The following is a 17,168-nucleotide window of genomic DNA, read 5'->3' on the forward strand; positions in this document are numbered from 1 at the left end:
CAATTATTCATTTACATACGCTGCGTATGCGCATGCCATTCGTCCAATCCAGGGAATGTTCCGATGTCCAATCCTTATAGAGAGATTTTCCGAGCGCCCGGTGCCAAGGGCTTTTCAGCCGCCGCCTTCTTTGCCCGACTTCCGCTTGCCATGGCGCCGATCGGCATCGTCGCCATGCTGTCGCAGACACGCGGTGAATATTGGCTGGCCGGCGCGGTGTCAGCCACCTTCGCGCTGACCAATGCTTTCGTCTCGCCGCAGATATCGCGCTTCGTCGACCGGCTCGGCCAAAGTGCCGTCGTCGTGCCGGCCACCATCGTTTCGGTCGCCGCCTTCATCGTTCTCGTTGTCGCCGCAAATCAGATGTGGCCAGCCTGGACGCTATTTGCCTCGGCCTTTTTCGCGGCCGTCATGCCGAGCATACCTGCCCTGGTACGCGCGCGCTGGACGGAAATCTTTCGCGACCGGCCCGAGTTGAACACGGCCTTCGCATTCGAATCGGCAGCCGACGAGCTCGTCTACATCACCGGTGCGTCCCTTTCCGTCGGACTAGCCGTCTCGCTATTCCCGGAAGCCGGAATGGTCGCCAGCACTATCTTCCTCGCACTCGGATCGGCAGCCTTCCTGATGCAACGATCGACGGAGCCCAAGGTTCGTGCTGTCGATGCCGCAGCGCCGCAACACTCGGCGATCCGGCTGCGACCGGTCCAGATCATCACGCTCGCCCTGATCTTCGTGGGAGCCACCTTCGCAACTGCGGAAGTCAGTGCCGTCGCCATCACCAAGCAACTTGGTGAACCGAGTGCCGCAAGCATCGTCATCGGCGTCTATGCGCTCGGTTCCTTCGTCGTCGGCCTCATCATCGGAGCGCTGAATCTTAAAATGCGGCTGCAGCGTCAGCTACTGGTGGCCGTCACGGTCCTTACCATCACCTCCCTGCCGCTTCTTGCTGCCAGCACCTCGGTCGCACTGCTCGCCTTTGCCGTTTTCCTCAGCGGCGTCGCCATTTCCCCGACCTTCATCACCGCCTTCGGGCTGATCGAACGCCGCGTGCCGGAGGCCATGCTGACGGAGGGCGTGACCTGGGTCATGACCGGCATCGGTATCGGCATGGCACTCGGCGCCTTCGTCTCCGGCTGGGTGGTGGATAGTTTCGGCCCCGCCAACGGCTTCTGGGTTTCAGTCGCGGCAACCATCGCAGCCGTCGTCGTCATAGCGCTCGGCCAGGCTAGCCTTTCCGGCGCACGAGCATCCAGCACGGCCACCGTTACGCAGCTGGCCGAATGAGGGGACGGGAGAGCCGCCTGCGGCGGCATATTGCTCCGTGACGAATTTGTCCGCGGAACAACATTGCCTGTTCCTGCAGCCTATGCGCGCCGAAAGACCCGTTGCCGGGTGCTGACCCAGTCGAGAAAAGTCAGCGCCCCTCCCAAAACCAGAAAGGCTGTGGCCAGCAGCGCCATGTTCAGCAGGACGGCTTCAAGGCCGATATCGCGGACATCCAGGAACGGATATGGATAGAAGCGGGAGACATACCCATGCGCAAGCGTATAAACGGAATAGGCTGCGGGAAAAGCCAGCCACCAGAGCATATCGCGCCAGGAAAGCTTGCCGCGCTCGCTCAGAAAAACCCAATCCAAGGCATACAGCACCGGAACACAATAATGGAGTATCTGGTCACCGAACAATTGCCAGCCGCGGGGGTGCCAAACGTCCCTTAGCATGAAGACATAAACGATGCCCGCAATCCCCACGTAGATAAGGAGGGCGCCTCGGATTGACGGCCTGCTCGCCCATTGACCGATCGACGAGCGCGGCACGATCTGCGCGCAAAGCAGTATCGCAGCAAGCAGGAGATTGGACTGAATGGTGAAATAGCTGAAGAAATTCACCGTCATCGTCAGCCGGGAAACATGCGCGGCGGGTATGATGGCGAAATATGAAACCGCGATACCCGATAAAGCGAGTAGCGCAAGCAGATATCGATAGATGGGAATCAAGCCTCTCATGAAGCCTCGCCTGCTGAATCGCCGCCGCAGCGGAGGCTGGGAAAATTTAACATCGAAACCGTTCGATTTCATCGAAATTCCATATCTCATCGAAGACAAGACACACCCCGAAACTTCCGCCAGTCCGCCAAACTCCACGGTAAGATCGGCCGTATCGGAGATAAATCCGCTCGCAGAAGACTATTCGATTGCGGCAAATCAAAAGCAAGCATCGAACGGCCAAAGCAGCCCTTCGGCCGTGAAGCGACCGGCTCTTCTAGGGATCGCCGGCTTGATATCGGTACGTTGATGCTTGAAAGCCGCTTGCAGGACGCGCTCTCGCAGGAGATCGTCAGATGCGCATGCGCGGCACGTCGTTGGGATCGAGGCGCAGCTCGATCAGCACCGGGCGATTGCGATTCCTGATGGCGTCCAGAGCGCCTTCAAGCTGATCGGCCGAGTTGACCGCAATACCGTGGCCGCCGAGCGCGGTAGCGACCTCGGCAAACGAAGGCCAGTCGAACTGGGTGAGACCCGGGTCCATCTTCCGATCGCGAAACTGGATATGTTCCGCCCCATAGGCGGAATCATTGCAGACGATGACGATCAGGTCCTGCCCCAGACGCACGGCGGTATTGAACTCGTTGACGCCGCTCATCATGAAACCGCCGTCCCCGGTGAAAAGCACGACCGGCCGATCCGGCGCGGCAACGCTTGCGCCGATCGCTTCCTGCAATCCAAGACCGATCGAGCCGAAATTTGCCGTCACGACGAAACTGCTGGGATCGCCGACCGAAATCCGGCACCAGACCTCGGTCATGAAACGTCCGCCGTCGGTCACAAGCACTCTGTTCTTCGGCAGGGCTTTTTCCAGCTCCTCGAGCGCCCAGATGTAGTTTACATATCCCGCATTCGTCTTGCCGCGCTGATCGGGTGGATGGGTGGTGAGCGAGGGAATATCCAGTTCACGCGTGAAGCCGCTGGGCGGAATTTCCGCCATATCCAGCCAATGAACGAAATTGTCTGCCGTCAATCCCGCATCGGCCACCAAAGCCGCATCCGGATGAATGTTCCTGCCGATGGCGCGCGCATCCATATCGATCTGGACAACGCGCTTGCCCTTCGGGAGCTTGCCCCTGTCGGTGGTGAAGTCATGCAGTCCCGCTCCAAAGCAGATCAGGCAATCCGTCCTGGCGATCAGCTCATAGGCGGCGGGTGTGCTGAGCGTGCCGAATATGTCCATATTATAGGGATGACCGCCGAAGAGGCCCTTGGCTTTCAAGGTCGTTGCAAGCGGCGCCTCCAGCCGATCCGCCAGCCGGATCAGCTGATCGCGCGCGCTGCAAGCCCCGCCGCCCGCGAGAATGAGCGGACGCTTTGCCGAAGCGATCATGCCGATGGCCCTGTCCAGCGCATCGCCCTCGGGCACATAGCCGGGAGCGTCGAAGACTTCGAAGACAGCCCGCTCGTGAGCCTGTTCGCACCACATGAAATCGGCGGGCATATTCAAGACGATCGGACGCCGCTCGACGCGGGCTCGGTAGAAAGCGCGGGCGACATCCCGGGTTGCGGTTTCCGGTGAGCGCATCTGCTCGAACCCGGCGCCGGTGGCCTTGACCACCTCGCGCTGATCGATGCTTTGCAGGTGGTGCGGGTTGACAACCGGCGTGTCACCCGCCAGGAGCACCATCGGGATGGAGCCGCGCACACCTTCGGTGAGCGCCGTGACGCAATTGGTCAAAGCCGGACCGTGGGTTACGCTCGCCACACCCACCCTGCCCGCGACGTGGGCATAGGCAAGCGCCATCAGGACCGAACTTCCCTCGTGCGCTGCCGGCACGAAACGGCCGCCGCATCCGCGCACATAATGGTCGATCATGAAGAGATTGGCATCCCCCATGAGACCGAACATCGTCCCGACATCGTGATCACGAACCGCGCGAGCGATCGACTGGTACACATAGATCGTATTGTCGGTCATTGAGTATTTCCCCCGCCGCAGCGCGTCAAATCGGTGACGCTCAGAATATCAGGAAGACTGTGCAAGAGGTGCGCAAGTTGGAGATCAAATATCCATTTTCGCGCAAGACAATGCCTGGCCTTTTGAAGATCATACATGATTTGTGCGTATACGGATGCGATGACCTCAAGACATCTCCTCATGGGTTTGGGTGTGAGATGTCATGCTACCATCTCCGGCACGCCTTCCGATAAGGTGTTTCGCATTTTTCTATAAAGTCTTGCGGCGGCTCACCCCGTAACGTGCGACGCTCGTTTGGAGGAAACGAGAAACGCAAAGGTATGGAGGAGATTACCTTGGCAGAAGCAGCAGAGGAAAATACCGCACGCCTATCCCCCGAAGATGAAAAACTCAGCATCGGCGCCAATCTGGCCTATGGGCTTCAGCATGTTCTGACCATGTATGGCGGCATCGTCGCCGTTCCATTGATCATTGGCCAGGCCTCAGGCCTCACGCCGGCCGACGTCGGTCTGCTCGTGACCGCATCGCTGTTTGCCGGCGGTCTTGCGACCATCCTGCAGACGATGGGGATACCCTTTTTCGGCAGCCGCCTTCCCCTCGTGCAAGGCGTATCCTTTTCCGGGGTCGCAACGATGATTGCCATTACCGGACATGGTGGCATACAGGCGGTATTCGGAGCGGTTATTGCGGCATCGCTTATCGGGCTCATCATCACGCCCGTCTTTTCACGCGTCACACGCTTCTTTCCGCCTATCGTCACCGGCATTGTCATCACGACCATCGGGCTCACGCTCATGCCGGTTGCGGCGGGCTGGGCCATGGGCGGCAACAGGAGCGCGCCGGATTTCGGCAGCCAGGCCAATATTCTGCTTGCCGCCGCGACGCTCATGATCGTGCTGCTGCTCAGCAAGCTGGGAAGTGCCGCAATATCGAGATTATCGATCCTGCTCGCCATCATCATCGGCACGGGGATCGCCTATGCAGCCGGCATTGCCGATTTCTCGCGGGTGATGAACGGACCACTTGTCGCCCTACCGCAGATCTTCCATTTCGGCTATCCTGTATTCGATACGGCGGCAATCATCTCGATGTGCATCGTCATCATGGTGACGCTGGTCGAAACCTCGGCGGATATCCTCGCCGTCGGCGAGATCGTCGGCACCAAGGTTGACGCGCGCCGGCTCGGCGACGGCTTGCGCGCCGATATGCTTTCCAGCATCCTCGCCCCGGTCGTCGGCTCCTTCACCCAGAGTGCCTTTGCCCAGAATGTCGGCCTTGTGGCCGTGACCGGCATCAAGAGCCGATTTGTCGTGGCGACCGGCGGCCTTTTTCTCGTCGCCCTCGGCTTGCTGCCGATCGTCGGCCGCATCGTCGCGGCGGTGCCGAGTTCCGTCCTCGGCGGGGCGGGGCTCGTCCTCTTTGGGACGGTTGCGGCAAGTGGTATCCGCACACTCGCCAAGGTCGACTACGAGAACAACATGAATCTCATCATCGTGGCGACCTCGATCGGCTTCGGCATGATCCCGATCGCCTCGCCGGGCTTCTACGAGCACTTTCCCGCATGGGTCATCACCATCTTCCACTCGGGTATCAGTTCGGCGGCCTTGATGGCGATCACGCTGAACCTCCTGTTCAATCACCTCACGACCGGAAACTCGGATCAGCAATCGGTCTTCGTTGCGGGAACGGAACGCCTGATCCATTACCAGGATATTGCCGGCCTGCATGACGGCGATTATTTCCTGAACGGCAAACTCTACGACGCCAATGGCTCTGAAGTGCCGCTGATCCCTGCGGAAGCGCATTGAACGCAAACAGACCCGCTTCGGCGGCTTCAAAGCTTCGGCATCTTGGAGCCGCCTCCTTATGCAGTCCCAACTGCTATTGCTGATAGATGCGGCGTTTTGGACGCGGTTTGAAGCCTCTACGGTGCTATCGCACCCTCAAAGGCCGCCGCCTCTCACCGTCTTGATCGATTCCGTCAACACCGTCGCCCGGGCGTATTCCATGGCTGCGCCGGCCCCTTCAATCCAGTCGGCTGCCGGGCGGCAGGACTGACGAAGCATTACCACGTTCGCAAGTGGGGTGCGGGCCGAGTTCGGCTTTGAGCGCAGCGCCTTCGCGTCATCACCGGTAGACCGACGGGTCGTAAATCCGACTCTTCCTCCGGCAAGCCCCAAGGACCTTGAGTAAGGCGCGTCAAAATTTGCGTTTGCCGCCCGGCGCACCTATGCGCCCTACAGTATATTTCTATGTAAAACTTATTATTTTGCGAAATCTTGTACAAAGATAATATACATATGGTATGTTTATTAAGTAAGTCCCGCTAATATACTTTGTAAAAGTACTAAGTTTACATTAGTTTATGGTGTATTTTTGCACCTGTGACGGATTTATGAAGACAAAATACATAACAACTTCGAACTATTCTATTCCGGTACGCCATTAGCCTCGCTAGCGTGCCTGCACGAAAGTTTTTGAGCTTTCGGTAAGAGGGACCCCGAATTGATGGACGTGGCGGATAACCTCCGACTGCGTTCCGATCCGGCAAACGATTGGAGAAAAAATGAATATCAAGAGCCTTCTTCTCGGCTCCGCTGCTGCGCTTGCAGCAGTTTCCGGTGCTCACGCGGCCGACGCTATTGTTGCTGCTGAGCCCGAGCCGCTGGAATACGTTCGCATCTGCGACGCTTACGGTGCCGGTTACTTCTTCATCCCGGGCACGGAAACCTGCCTCAAGATCGGTGGTAAGGTTCGTACCGAAGGTCAGTGGTACGACGCCTACAACCCGAACACTCATTTTGGCACTCTCTGGCACACTCGTGCTGAGCTGCAGTTCCAGACGGCAACGGACACCGAATACGGCCCGCTGAAGACCAACACCGAACTGCGTTGGGACTGGCAGGAAGGCAATGCCACGGCGACCAACCTGCTGCACGCCAGCATCAGCCTCGGCGGCTTCACCATTGGTAAGGAAGACTCGCAGTTCAACGTCTTCACCGGTTATGCCGGCGACGTCATCAACGACGACGTGATCGCTGACGGCCCGTATGAACTGAACCAGATCACCTACAACTACGACGCCGGCAACGGCTTCACGGCTGTGATCTCGGTCGAAGACAGCAACTCCGGCCCTGGCGCCACCGGCGCAAACGGCGAAGACAGCCACAACCACTACGCTCCTGATGTTGTTGCCGGTGCTGGCTTCAAGTCTGGTGCATGGAGCTTCAAGCTCGTTGGCGGCTACGACTCGATCGTTGAAGAAGGCGCCATCAAGGCTCGTGTCGATGCCGACTTCGGCGTCTTCTCGGTCTTCGTGATGGGCGGCTGGAACACCGATGGCGACAAGCTCAACAAGTATGCGCCTGGCGATTCGATCGGCCAGAGCTGGGGTGACTGGGCTGTTTGGGGTGGCGTTGGCGTTCCCGTCAACGACAAGCTGAAGTGGAACCTGCAGCTCGCCTACACGGACAACAAGACCTTCGCCGCAACCACGAACGTCAAGTGGCATCCGGTCAAGAACCTCCTGATTCAGCCGGAAATTTCCTACACCAACTGGGACTCCATCAACCAGGATCAGTGGGCAGGCAGGCTCCGCTTCGAGCGCACCTTCTAATCTGATCTGAACTAGACCTCCGATCAGAGACGGGAGAAGACCTGGTTTCCCTCCGGGTCTTCTTCCATAATTCATTGAAGCCATATTCCGGCTGTCATTTCCAATCCATATGTCACGCAGTCCGAGCAAGGCGAGAAGAAGCGCTCGCGTTACCGAGGCGAAACTTTCCAGCCTGACGGCCTGCGCCTACCGCGATAAGACACGCCGGGGAGACACTGCTTTCGTAATCCCTCCCCTTGCCGCACATTGCCCGCCGCGAGACCTAAGAAAGGGTACTCCGACCCGTAAGATCCGAAGATGATACCGCCTGACGCACCTGGGCATAGCCGAGGAACGTTTCGCGTAGCATGTTCTGTGGCATCTCAAGGTCGAATCAGCGAGATTCAACTTTGTCTTTGCGGAGGAGTTGACGGTCTTCGCACTCGCGCAACCCAAATGTTTCGAGAATCTTTCCCGAAGGAAAGCATCTGTCTGGTTGCCAAAAAACCATAATTGTTCCACCTAGATTATAGATTGAACATTTAACGTTGAGAATCGGGCCCAGACTTGATGCGTACGAAATATGGTTTCCTCTGCCTGTTCCTGACATTTGCCTCATCGGCATATGCTCTGGAAGCCGGTTCACCGCCAGTTTTGACACCGCTGCCGCAGCAGGCGCAGGCCGCTCATTTGACGGCGCAATTTCTGCAGCGCTTCCACTATAAGCCCGTTCCGCTGGATGACGTTCTCTCCGCCAGGATCATGAATCGCTTCATCAAATCCCTTGATCCGGATCGTGTCATCTTCCTGCAGAGCGATATCGACAAGTTCATGGTGGGCAGCACCAAGATCGATGACTCCATCAATCAGGAAGACCTGAATATCCCATTTTCCATTTTCAACGTTTACGAGCAGCGCGTCGTCGATCGCATGAGCTATGCGCGCAGCCTGCTCAGCCAGAAGTTCGATTTCACGGTCAAGGAAGACTACTCGCTGGTGCGGGACAAGGAGCCATGGCCGCAAACGGAAGCGGAAAGCAATGATCTCTGGCGCAAGCGCGTCAAGAACGACTGGCTGCGCCTCAAGCTTGCGGGCAAGGATGATGCCGCCATTCGCGATACGCTCGACAAGCGCTACGAAAATTCCCTGGAGCGCGCCTATAAATACAAGAGTGACGATGTCTTCCAGACGTTCATGGACGCCTATACGACGTCCGTCGATCCGCATACCGACTATTTCGGCGCGACCGCCTCGGCGGAATTCGATATTTCGATGAAGCTCTCGCTGGTCGGTATCGGCGCGGTGCTGCAAGAAAGGGACGATTATACGACGATCCGCGAACTGGTCGCCGGGGGTCCGGCACAATTGTCCGGCAAGCTTGCGGTTGGCGATCGCATCATCGGTGTCGGTCAAGGCGAGAGCGGCCCCATCAAGGAAGTCGTCGGCACGCGGCTCGATGAAATCGTACAGATGATCCGCGGCGCCAAGGGTTCGGTCGTGCGCCTTGACATTTTGCCCGCCGATGCCGGGCCGGATGGCAAGCATCACGTCATCAGCCTCGTCCGTGACAAGATCAGCCTCGACAAGCAAGCCGCCAAGCAGACGATCCTGTCGGTAAAGGACGGCAATGCGACGCGCAGGATCGGCGTGATCACTCTGCCTGCTTTCTATGAAGATTTCGAAGCGCGGCGCAAGGGCGACAAGGATTACCGCAGCGCCAGCCGCGACGTCGCCAAGCTTCTCGGCGAATTGAAGCAGGAAAAAGTCGATGGGGTGCTGATCGACCTGCGCAACAATGGCGGCGGCTCACTGTCGGAAGCGATCGACCTGACCGGTCTGTTCGTCGGCAAGGGTCCGGTCGTCCAGCAGCGCGATGCCGGCGGCGAAGTGGAGGTCGAGAGCGATGATCTTGCCGCTCCGGCCTGGACCGGTCCGGTCGGCGTGCTCATCAATCGCGGCTCGGCATCGGCCTCCGAGATCTTTGCCGCAGCGATCCAGGATTACGGCCGCGGCGTGATTATCGGGGAACCGAGCTTCGGCAAGGGCACGGTGCAAACCGTGGTCAATCTCGATCAGGTCGCCCATAATCAGAAACCGAAATTCGGCGAGCTGAAATTGACGGTCGCTCAATTCTTCCGCGTCAATGGCGGTACGACACAGCTGCGCGGTGTGACGCCGGATATCAGCCTGCCGGGACTTTCCGATCTCAAGACCTTCGGCGAGTCGAGCTACGACAACGCGCTGCCCTGGACGCAGGTGAAGCCTGCGAATTACAAAACTTGGGGTAATGTCCAGGCGCTGCTGCCGCAATTGCAAAGCCGCCATGACGCGCGGGTGAAGGACGATCCGGAATACCAGCGCTTCGTGGAAGACGTCATGACGCTCAAGGAGCAGCGCGACAAGAAGGTCATCTCTCTCAACGAAGCCGAGCGCCGCAGCGAGCTGGCCGCCCAGGCAAACCGCCTCAAGGCACGCGGACAGGTGAATGACGGCATCGATACCGGCGAGGATGACGGGCTGCAGGCCAATGAGCGCAGCCTGAGCGCCGATATCGCCATCGAAAAGGCCCGCAAGAACGCAAAGGATATCCTGCAGAATGAGGCTGCCTCCATCGTCGCGGATGAGGCGGACCTGCAGGCCGGTATGTCGAGGGCTGCGGCAAAGTAGTCACGAAGTTACATCGCGCCGCCGAGGAATCGACGGCGCGGCCGGACCTCGACCGGCTCGTCGGCTGCGGGTGCGTGAGACGCGCAGTTAGAGCAAAATGCAAAAAAGTGTGGATAGCCTTCAGACGGCCTTCCGCTCTACTGCCTTGATTTCAAGGCGAATTCGGATTTCAGTTCGATAGACCTGAATTCATCCGGCTTCAGGGCCTCAGCTACGTTTCAGCTAGCCGTTGTAGGCTATGTGCGTGCGAATACTTGCGCCCCCAACAAAGTTTCGCACGAGGCGCCGATAAGGCTCTCTGCTCTGCCTCATGCCAATGAGGCAGAGCTTTCCCCGCCCGAGCAGGCTCAACGTGCTTCGGCTACATCATTGAAGCTTTGGATACTCTCCGCAGCTATCCTCATTGAATTCATTTTCATCCCCACGACTCTCCACCGCATCTCTTTAGGAACGGCGACAACTGCCTCTTCGCAGGGTGCACGAAATTGGCTAAGAGGCCATATGTTTGAGCTTGTTTCGATCGCCACCGCCAGTCAGGAAATCAAGCGAAGCCGGTTCGTTGCGACGGCCGCTCCAATTGCCGATACCGAGGCGGCAAAGACGTTCGTCGCACAGCACTCTGCCATGGATGCCAATCACAATTGCTGGGCCTGGCGTATCGGACAGAACTATCGCTTCAGCGATGATGGCGAGCCGAGCGGTACGGCTGGCAAGCCGATCCTCCAGGCTATCGACGGCTTCGAATTGGATAAGATCGCCGTCATCGTGACACGCTGGTTCGGCGGCACTCTTTTGGGCGCTGGCGGGCTGATCCGCGCTTATGGCGGCACCGCCGCACTATGTCTGCAAGGCGCTGAGAAGAAAGAAATACTCCCCACCATCGCGGCAACCATCGACGTGCAGTTTTCATATCTCGCTCTGGTGAAAGCGAAGCTCCACGCGGAGGCCGGCGTGCAGATTCTGGAAGAGCGTTTCACCGAATCCGGAGCCGTGCTCAGTGTGACCATAGCCGCCTCGCTCGTCGAGCGGGTTTCTGACAACGTCCAGGATCTGACGAGCGGCCGCGCTGCGGTAAAATGGGATTGATTGGAACATTCATCACGACGGCGAATAATGGCGCTTGCCTGTGCTTGCGATAGGACACGCATAGACGATCGGTCAGCTTATAATACAAGCCCACGCAGCGGCCCCGATCTCGACGACGCCCCGTACGCCGTAAACCCGACCCAAAGCGCAATAGACCCGAGCGCAAGCTCCCAAGGATAATGAACATCGTACCGTAACCGATTTCCCGCCCGCGCCAGCCACCAGTGGAACGCCGGCAACATCCATACTTGCCGCCCCGCATCATCAACAGATGCGCTTCACCAAATTACTGAAAAGTCATGCAGTTAAAAAAGAGAAGGATTCGGAGGGAAAGCCGAATCCTTCTCATCTTGATCGGAGGTCAACCGATCGGGGCGGGCAGCCCCATCGGATTGGAACGACGGGCTGCAGCTACCGACACAGGGTGTCGGATGGCGACCGGACTTGGAGCTTGAAAATGCCCCTCGCCCGAGCTATGAATTCTATATACATACATTCGGTATGTTTGACAACCGATTTCAAGCGGATTACGGCAACATTTGGAAAACGGTTGTTGACGCCAGGTTTGGCATTCATGCTCCCTTGACCATGCGGATTCGACGGGCATGGTGTTGAAATGCAGAAGGCGACAAATGACGAGGATGCTTAACGACCCGGCTGCTCAAGGGAGGATATCTGAGGAATAACATCTCCCCTCGACCGGCAACTCTTGAAATCCTGCTGAAAACGATTGTGCCGTCGCGACATCTATGGGATGGCCGTGCAACGATCTTGGCAATCGCACGGAGAATCGGATGAATCTTCTCAGAAAAGACAGTTTTGCGGGTGCCCGCCAGCAGACTGCATCAATAGGCAGCAGATCATCCTCAGAATATTGGTGGGTACCGGGAAGCCTGGCGATATATTTCATCGTGCAGGCAGCCATTCGCATTGCCATCTCGAACTCGCTGCGGATCGACGAAGCGCAGCAGTTTCTCGTCGGCCAATGGCTCGCCTGGGGGTATGACGCCCAGCCGCCGCTCTACAACTGGATTCAATACGGCATCTTCGAAATTTTCGGCACGAGCGTGGCATCCCTCGTCATCGTCAAGAATCTTCTGCTTTTCCTGGTCTATCTCGCCTATTACAAGCTTCTGCGATTGCTCGTGACCGATAAGGGCCTGGCGGCGGTCGGAACGCTATCGCTCTTGACGATGCCACAGATGTTCTGGCAGGCGCAGAGAGACCTGACGCATACCGTCGGCACCCTGCTTGCGGTGCTCATGTTGATCTACTTCATCGTCGTGACCATTCGCCGCCCGACCGTCATCTCCTATGCGCAGATCGGCCTCTGGGCCGGCCTCGGCATGCTGACGAAGTACAATTTCGCTCTGGTAATCGGCAGCGTCCTCGCCGCGACCTTCTTTCATCCGGTCGGACGAAAAAGGCTCATGGACTGGCGCCTTCTGCTGACGCTCGCAATCGCCGTTCTGGTGTTCCTGCCACACGCGATATGGATGGTGTCCAACATGGATCGGGTCCTGACAACGACGGTCCACACCATGTCGGAGCAAGGCGACGGCGGAAAGCTTTCCGATATCGGTTTCGGACTTCTGGAGCTGGTCAAGACGAGCGTGGCAATCATTGCTCCCACGAGCGTGATCTTTCTTCTGTTCTTCCGCCAATCACTCCTGCGAGCGCTGCGGGCCAGAAGCGAATGGAGCGATTTCGTCGGCAGAATACTTTTAAGCACCATCGCGATCTTGGTGGTGTTGATACTGGTGATCACGCTTACGGAGTTTCGCGACCGCTGGCTGCTCCCCTTCCTGTTTCTGCTGCCGGCCTATTTCTGTCTCAAGCTCGATGCAGCGGGGCCTCAAAGCCAGGCCGATATCAAAAAACTCCTTTACCTGCCCATCATCATGATGATTGCGCTGCCTCTGATCATAGCGGGAAGTGTTCTTTTCGCGCGGTTTTTCCATTCCTACGAGCATCTGAATACGCCCTATGCCACCTTTGTGGACAAAGTCGTCACCGCAGAGGGAAAACAACCCTCGGCGGTGGTGGCGACGACCTGGCTCAAGGCCGGCAATCTCCGGGTGAACATGCCGCACACACCGGTCATATCGACGGAATATCCCGCGTCGGATCTCAGCCGGCAGGTCATAGGAGATGGACCGGTCTTGCTGGTCTGGAACGAGCGGGACGGGCATCAATCCACCATGCCGGACGCGCTGCAGCTATGGTTCGCGTCGAAATTCGGGACGACGGCGCAGTTGCCGCCGCAACAGGACATCGCCCTTCCGTATTACTACGGCAGGGAGCCGGATCGCTATCATTTTGGCTATGCGTGGTATTATCCAAAGCCGAACTGATTTGAGATTGCGTAGGTGCTCGATCTCATCGGTGGACGAGACGATCGAGAAACAGGAGACATCAACCGTCGGCTAGCGCTCCAGCGCGCCCTTTCCGGCGAGAATATGATTGCGAAACTTGGCAATCCGAGCGGTCCGCGTTTCGGACTTCTTCACGGAACCGAGGTTGATCACATAGCTTTTCTTTCGTCCTGGCGTCAGATCGTGAAAAGCCTCCGCCAACTCGGGATCGGAATCCAGCGCCTCGATCAGTTCTTCCGGCAAGTCGATCTCGCCCACCTCTTTGGCAGGCTTGATGCCGGCCGCCGCATATTCCGTTGCCTCCTTCAGATAGGCTCGGATGACAGGCTCCATCTTCGCCACGGCGGCATTATCCACGAAGCGGATCATATCGGGATATCGGGTATTCTGCCCTTGCTTTTCAAGCACGCCCTCGGGGTCCTTCATCAGCGCCGCGTTGAAGAAAGTGAGGCGAAAATCGCCGCGAAAGGCGCCGATGATGACGATGTTGCGGCCCTCATGCATGTAGCATGGATGGGCCCATTTCACCGTCTCGGCGAGCCCCGCCTCCAAACAGATCCGACGCAGTTCGTTTAGACCGTCTATCCATCGCCTGGTCGAACAGTCCGCCGTCGCAAAGCGTTCGCAGCGTCCACATCCCTGCGTAAAGAAGTCCTCGATATCGGTAATCATGATCTCATCCATCTCTAATTCTGTACTTGACGCCTGACACAGCGTCGAACGGGATAAAGGGCCAGATGAAAGCAAGCCTGGGGGCGGTGCACACATGATCGCATCCGCGGCTTGCCGACAATGGTCTCAACTTGCACCCGTCAGCACCTGTTCAAGCTTTTCGAGGAACTGCCGCCATCCCGCTTTGGCGCCTCCATAGGCCTGCTTCTGATCCGGCCTGAAGCCGAGCTGTTCCACGCGCAGACGCGTTCCCTTCTCCGTGGGCGTCAACGTGAAGGTCACGACGCTCTTCAGATCGAAAGCCGGGTCATCATGTGCGAAATTCCATCTATAGGACAGCCTGCTGTTCGGCTCGATGACGAGCACCTCGCAATCCAAGACACCGCCCCAGTCGCCGCGAAGAGTAAACCTGTGTCCCAAGGCGAGAACGAAGTCGTTCTTCATCAGCCATTCCGCCATCAAATGCGGCTCAGTGAGGGCACGCCAAATCCGTTCGGGCGGATGGGCAATTTCGCGCTCGACCACCACAGCGCCCATTTGACGCGATCCTTCCTTCATTGATCCATCCTGCCGAGCAAGTCTTCGAGATCGTCGAGCTTGCTTTCCCAGAAGCCCACCATTTGGTTTGTCCAATCAACCAGCGGCTCAAGAGCGTTTCGCCGCACGCTATAATGGGTCACGCGGCCTTCGTGCCGGTCACGCACCAGCCCCGCCTGTTTCAAAACGGCGAGATGCTTCGAAACACCCGGCTGGGACACGCCGGCATAAGCGGTGAGCGCGACGACGGTCTGATCGCCATTGCGGCACAACCGCTCGAAGATCGCCCGCCGCGTCGGATCGGCGAGAGCCCTGAAAATCGGATCGTGAGCGTTTGCCATGGCAATTCATAACTCTTCAGCTATTGAATGTAATTCATAGCCAAGGAGTTATGGATAAGTCAAGATGCGGATGGCCTTTCAGCCGGCGGACCCTTTCTCCAATCCCTCCTGCGGCATCTTCGTCCCGCCCCCTTGGAGAGGGCGGCGCAGGCCGCGACGAGTTCGATTACCGGGGAAGCAACGGCCGGGGGCCGGCACCAGAGGATGAGGGCCTTCGCGGCTGGCCTTCTCCGGCTTCGGCCGTAGCGCAATCCTTCATAGCCGCCGTCGGGGCGGCCTTCACGGTTTCGCCATCGGACGGAAATAGTTTGGCTTTGTCACCTTGTCGCTGTAAATATTACGCATATCTTCCTGCTGAGCTGCATCGAGCGATTGTGCAGGATGAAGGGAATGGCTTCGACCACCCGATCACGGCTCCGAGCTCAGAAGAATTCGCGCGGAAATAGCTTGAAAAATTAGAATGTCTTTCGCGAATTGCGGGGAAATCCGGCTCTAGCGCGTCAAGCCATTAACAGCGCACAATCCCCCCTCGCCACGAAGCGCTGAACGCCGCTTCTCGCCACCCGTATCTGGAGGAGATGCGGGGAAAGCCCCATGATTTGACGAGCGTCGGGAACGCTTAGGGAGGAACAATGCTTGAACGACTTTTCAAATTAAGTGAGCACGGCACGTCCGTACGCACCGAGCTCATTGCCGGCGTGACGACGTTTCTGACGATGTCCTATATCATCTTCGTCAATCCCGACATTCTGTCGACGACTGGCATGGATCGCAATGCGATCTTCGTCGCCACCTGTCTCGCAGCCGCGCTGGGTTCCATGGTCATGGGCCTCGTTGCCAATTGGCCGATCGGCATGGCACCCGGCATGGGGCTCAATGCCTTCTTCGCCTTCACTGTCGTTGCCGCCCTCGGCTTCACCTGGCAGCAGGCGCTCGGCGCAGTCTTCATTTCGGGTTCCATCTTCGTGCTACTGACGGTGACCGGCGTGCGCAGCTGGCTGATCGCCGGCATTCCCCACTCGCTTCGAAGCGCGATTGCTGCCGGTATCGGCCTTTTCCTGGCGATCATAGCGCTTAAGAGCGCCGGCATCGTCGTCGCCAACAAGGCGACGCTCGTCGGCCTCGGCGACCTGAAGCAGACCGGCCCACTTCTCGCAATCTTCGGCTTCTTCGTCATCGCCGTTCTCGATGCACTGAAGGTAAGAGGTTCGATCCTCATCGGTATTCTTGCCGTCACCATTCTCTCGTGGATCTTCGGCGTCAGCCAGTTTCACGGCATCGTTTCCGCACCGCCGTCCATCATGCCAACCTTTTTGCAGCTCGACATTGTCGGCGCTCTCCACGGCGGCCTGGTTCATATCATTCTCGTCTTCGTACTCGTCGAGGTCTTCGATGCCACTGGAACGCTGATCGGTATCGCCAAGCGCGCGAACCTGATCCAGGACGGGAAGCCGAACCGGTTGAGTAGGGCGCTGCTTGCCGATAGCGCCGCCATCGTTGCGGGCTCGCTGATGGGCACCAGCAGCACGACGGCCTTCGTGGAAAGCGCTTCCGGCGTTCAGGCCGGCGGCCGCACGGGCCTGACCGCGATCACTATCGCAGCCCTCTTCATAGCTGCCCTCTTCTTCTCGCCGCTCGCGGCTTCCGTTCCTGCCTATGCGACGGCTCCGGCCCTGCTCTATGTCGCCGGCCTGATGATGCGTGAACTGACGGAGATCGAATGGGATGACCTGACCGAAGCGGCGCCAGCCGCAATCACGGCACTTGCCATGCCCTTCACCTATTCGATCGCCAACGGCCTAGCCTTCGGCTTCATCACCTATGTCGCCGTGAAGGTCCTCACCGGCCGCTGGTCGATGCTGCACCCGGCAACGCAGATCGTCGCCGCCCTTTTCGTCGTGCGCTTCGCCTTCTTTGCGGACTGAC

General features: G+C 58.2%; 12 protein-coding genes. 7 read left to right on the top strand and 5 right to left on the bottom strand.

The window, feature by feature from the left end; translation table 11 throughout:
- Positions 1-63: 63 nt before the first annotated feature.
- Positions 64-1,287 (top strand): MFS transporter, encoded by a 1,224-nt coding sequence (locus C7U61_RS05000; protein WP_106997064.1) that lies wholly within the window; start codon positions 64-66, stop codon positions 1,285-1,287.
- 80 nt (positions 1,288-1,367) lie between these two features.
- Here the strand turns inward: C7U61_RS05000 and C7U61_RS05005 are convergent, their stop codons facing one another.
- Positions 1,368-2,081: a Pr6Pr family membrane protein gene (locus C7U61_RS05005; RefSeq protein WP_245410744.1), complete on the bottom strand. Its 714-nt coding sequence runs from the start codon at positions 2,079-2,081 to the stop codon at positions 1,368-1,370.
- A 259-nt stretch (positions 2,082-2,340) separates the two neighbouring features.
- Positions 2,341-3,969 carry a thiamine pyrophosphate-binding protein gene (locus C7U61_RS05015; RefSeq protein ID WP_106997066.1) on the bottom strand — a complete coding sequence of 543 codons (1,629 nt, stop codon included), beginning with the start codon at positions 3,967-3,969 and terminating at the stop codon, positions 2,341-2,343.
- A 335-nt stretch (positions 3,970-4,304) separates the two neighbouring features.
- Between C7U61_RS05015 and C7U61_RS05020 the strand changes: the two genes are divergently transcribed.
- From C7U61_RS05020 to C7U61_RS05045, 5 genes are all read left to right on the top strand, one after another.
- Entirely contained in the window at positions 4,305-5,777 is a 1,473-nt protein-coding gene (locus C7U61_RS05020; RefSeq protein WP_106997208.1) for a nucleobase:cation symporter-2 family protein, read from the top strand.
- A 758-nt stretch (positions 5,778-6,535) separates the two neighbouring features.
- Entirely contained in the window at positions 6,536-7,585 is a 1,050-nt protein-coding gene (locus C7U61_RS05030) for a porin (protein ID WP_106997068.1), read from the top strand.
- A 549-nt stretch (positions 7,586-8,134) separates the two neighbouring features.
- Positions 8,135-10,231, top strand: a complete 2,097-nt coding sequence (locus C7U61_RS05035; protein WP_106997069.1) for a carboxy terminal-processing peptidase — start codon at positions 8,135-8,137, stop codon at positions 10,229-10,231.
- A gap of 501 nt (positions 10,232-10,732) precedes the next feature.
- A complete protein-coding gene (locus C7U61_RS05040) occupies positions 10,733-11,317 on the top strand; it encodes a YigZ family protein (RefSeq protein ID WP_106997070.1) in 585 nt (194 codons plus the stop codon).
- A 794-nt stretch (positions 11,318-12,111) separates the two neighbouring features.
- Entirely contained in the window at positions 12,112-13,671 is a 1,560-nt protein-coding gene (locus tag C7U61_RS05045; RefSeq protein ID WP_106997071.1) for a glycosyltransferase family 39 protein, read from the top strand.
- A 72-nt stretch (positions 13,672-13,743) separates the two neighbouring features.
- On the opposite strand, the gene C7U61_RS05050 is transcribed toward C7U61_RS05045, so the two are convergent.
- The 3 genes from C7U61_RS05050 to C7U61_RS05060 form a co-directional block, all read right to left on the bottom strand.
- The gene (locus C7U61_RS05050; protein WP_106997209.1) at positions 13,744-14,364 is read right to left on the bottom strand and encodes a YdeI/OmpD-associated family protein; all 621 of its coding nucleotides are present in this window, start codon (positions 14,362-14,364) and stop codon (positions 13,744-13,746) included.
- Between the two features lie 126 nt (positions 14,365-14,490).
- Positions 14,491-14,922, bottom strand: coding sequence for an SRPBCC domain-containing protein (locus C7U61_RS05055; RefSeq protein ID WP_106997072.1), 432 nt, complete (start codon positions 14,920-14,922; stop codon positions 14,491-14,493).
- The gene (locus C7U61_RS05060) at positions 14,919-15,242 is read right to left on the bottom strand and encodes a metalloregulator ArsR/SmtB family transcription factor (protein ID WP_106997073.1); all 324 of its coding nucleotides are present in this window, start codon (positions 15,240-15,242) and stop codon (positions 14,919-14,921) included. The genes C7U61_RS05055 and C7U61_RS05060 overlap by 4 nt, the downstream gene beginning before the upstream one ends.
- A gap of 632 nt (positions 15,243-15,874) precedes the next feature.
- Here C7U61_RS05060 and C7U61_RS05065 point away from each other — a divergent pair.
- A complete protein-coding gene (locus C7U61_RS05065; protein WP_106997074.1) occupies positions 15,875-17,167 on the top strand; it encodes an NCS2 family permease in 1,293 nt (430 codons plus the stop codon).
- Position 17,168: the final 1 nt, after the last annotated feature.

Source organism: Rhizobium sp. JAB6 (assembly GCF_003024605.1).
In the GTDB taxonomy this organism is placed as follows: domain Bacteria; phylum Pseudomonadota; class Alphaproteobacteria; order Rhizobiales; family Rhizobiaceae; genus Rhizobium.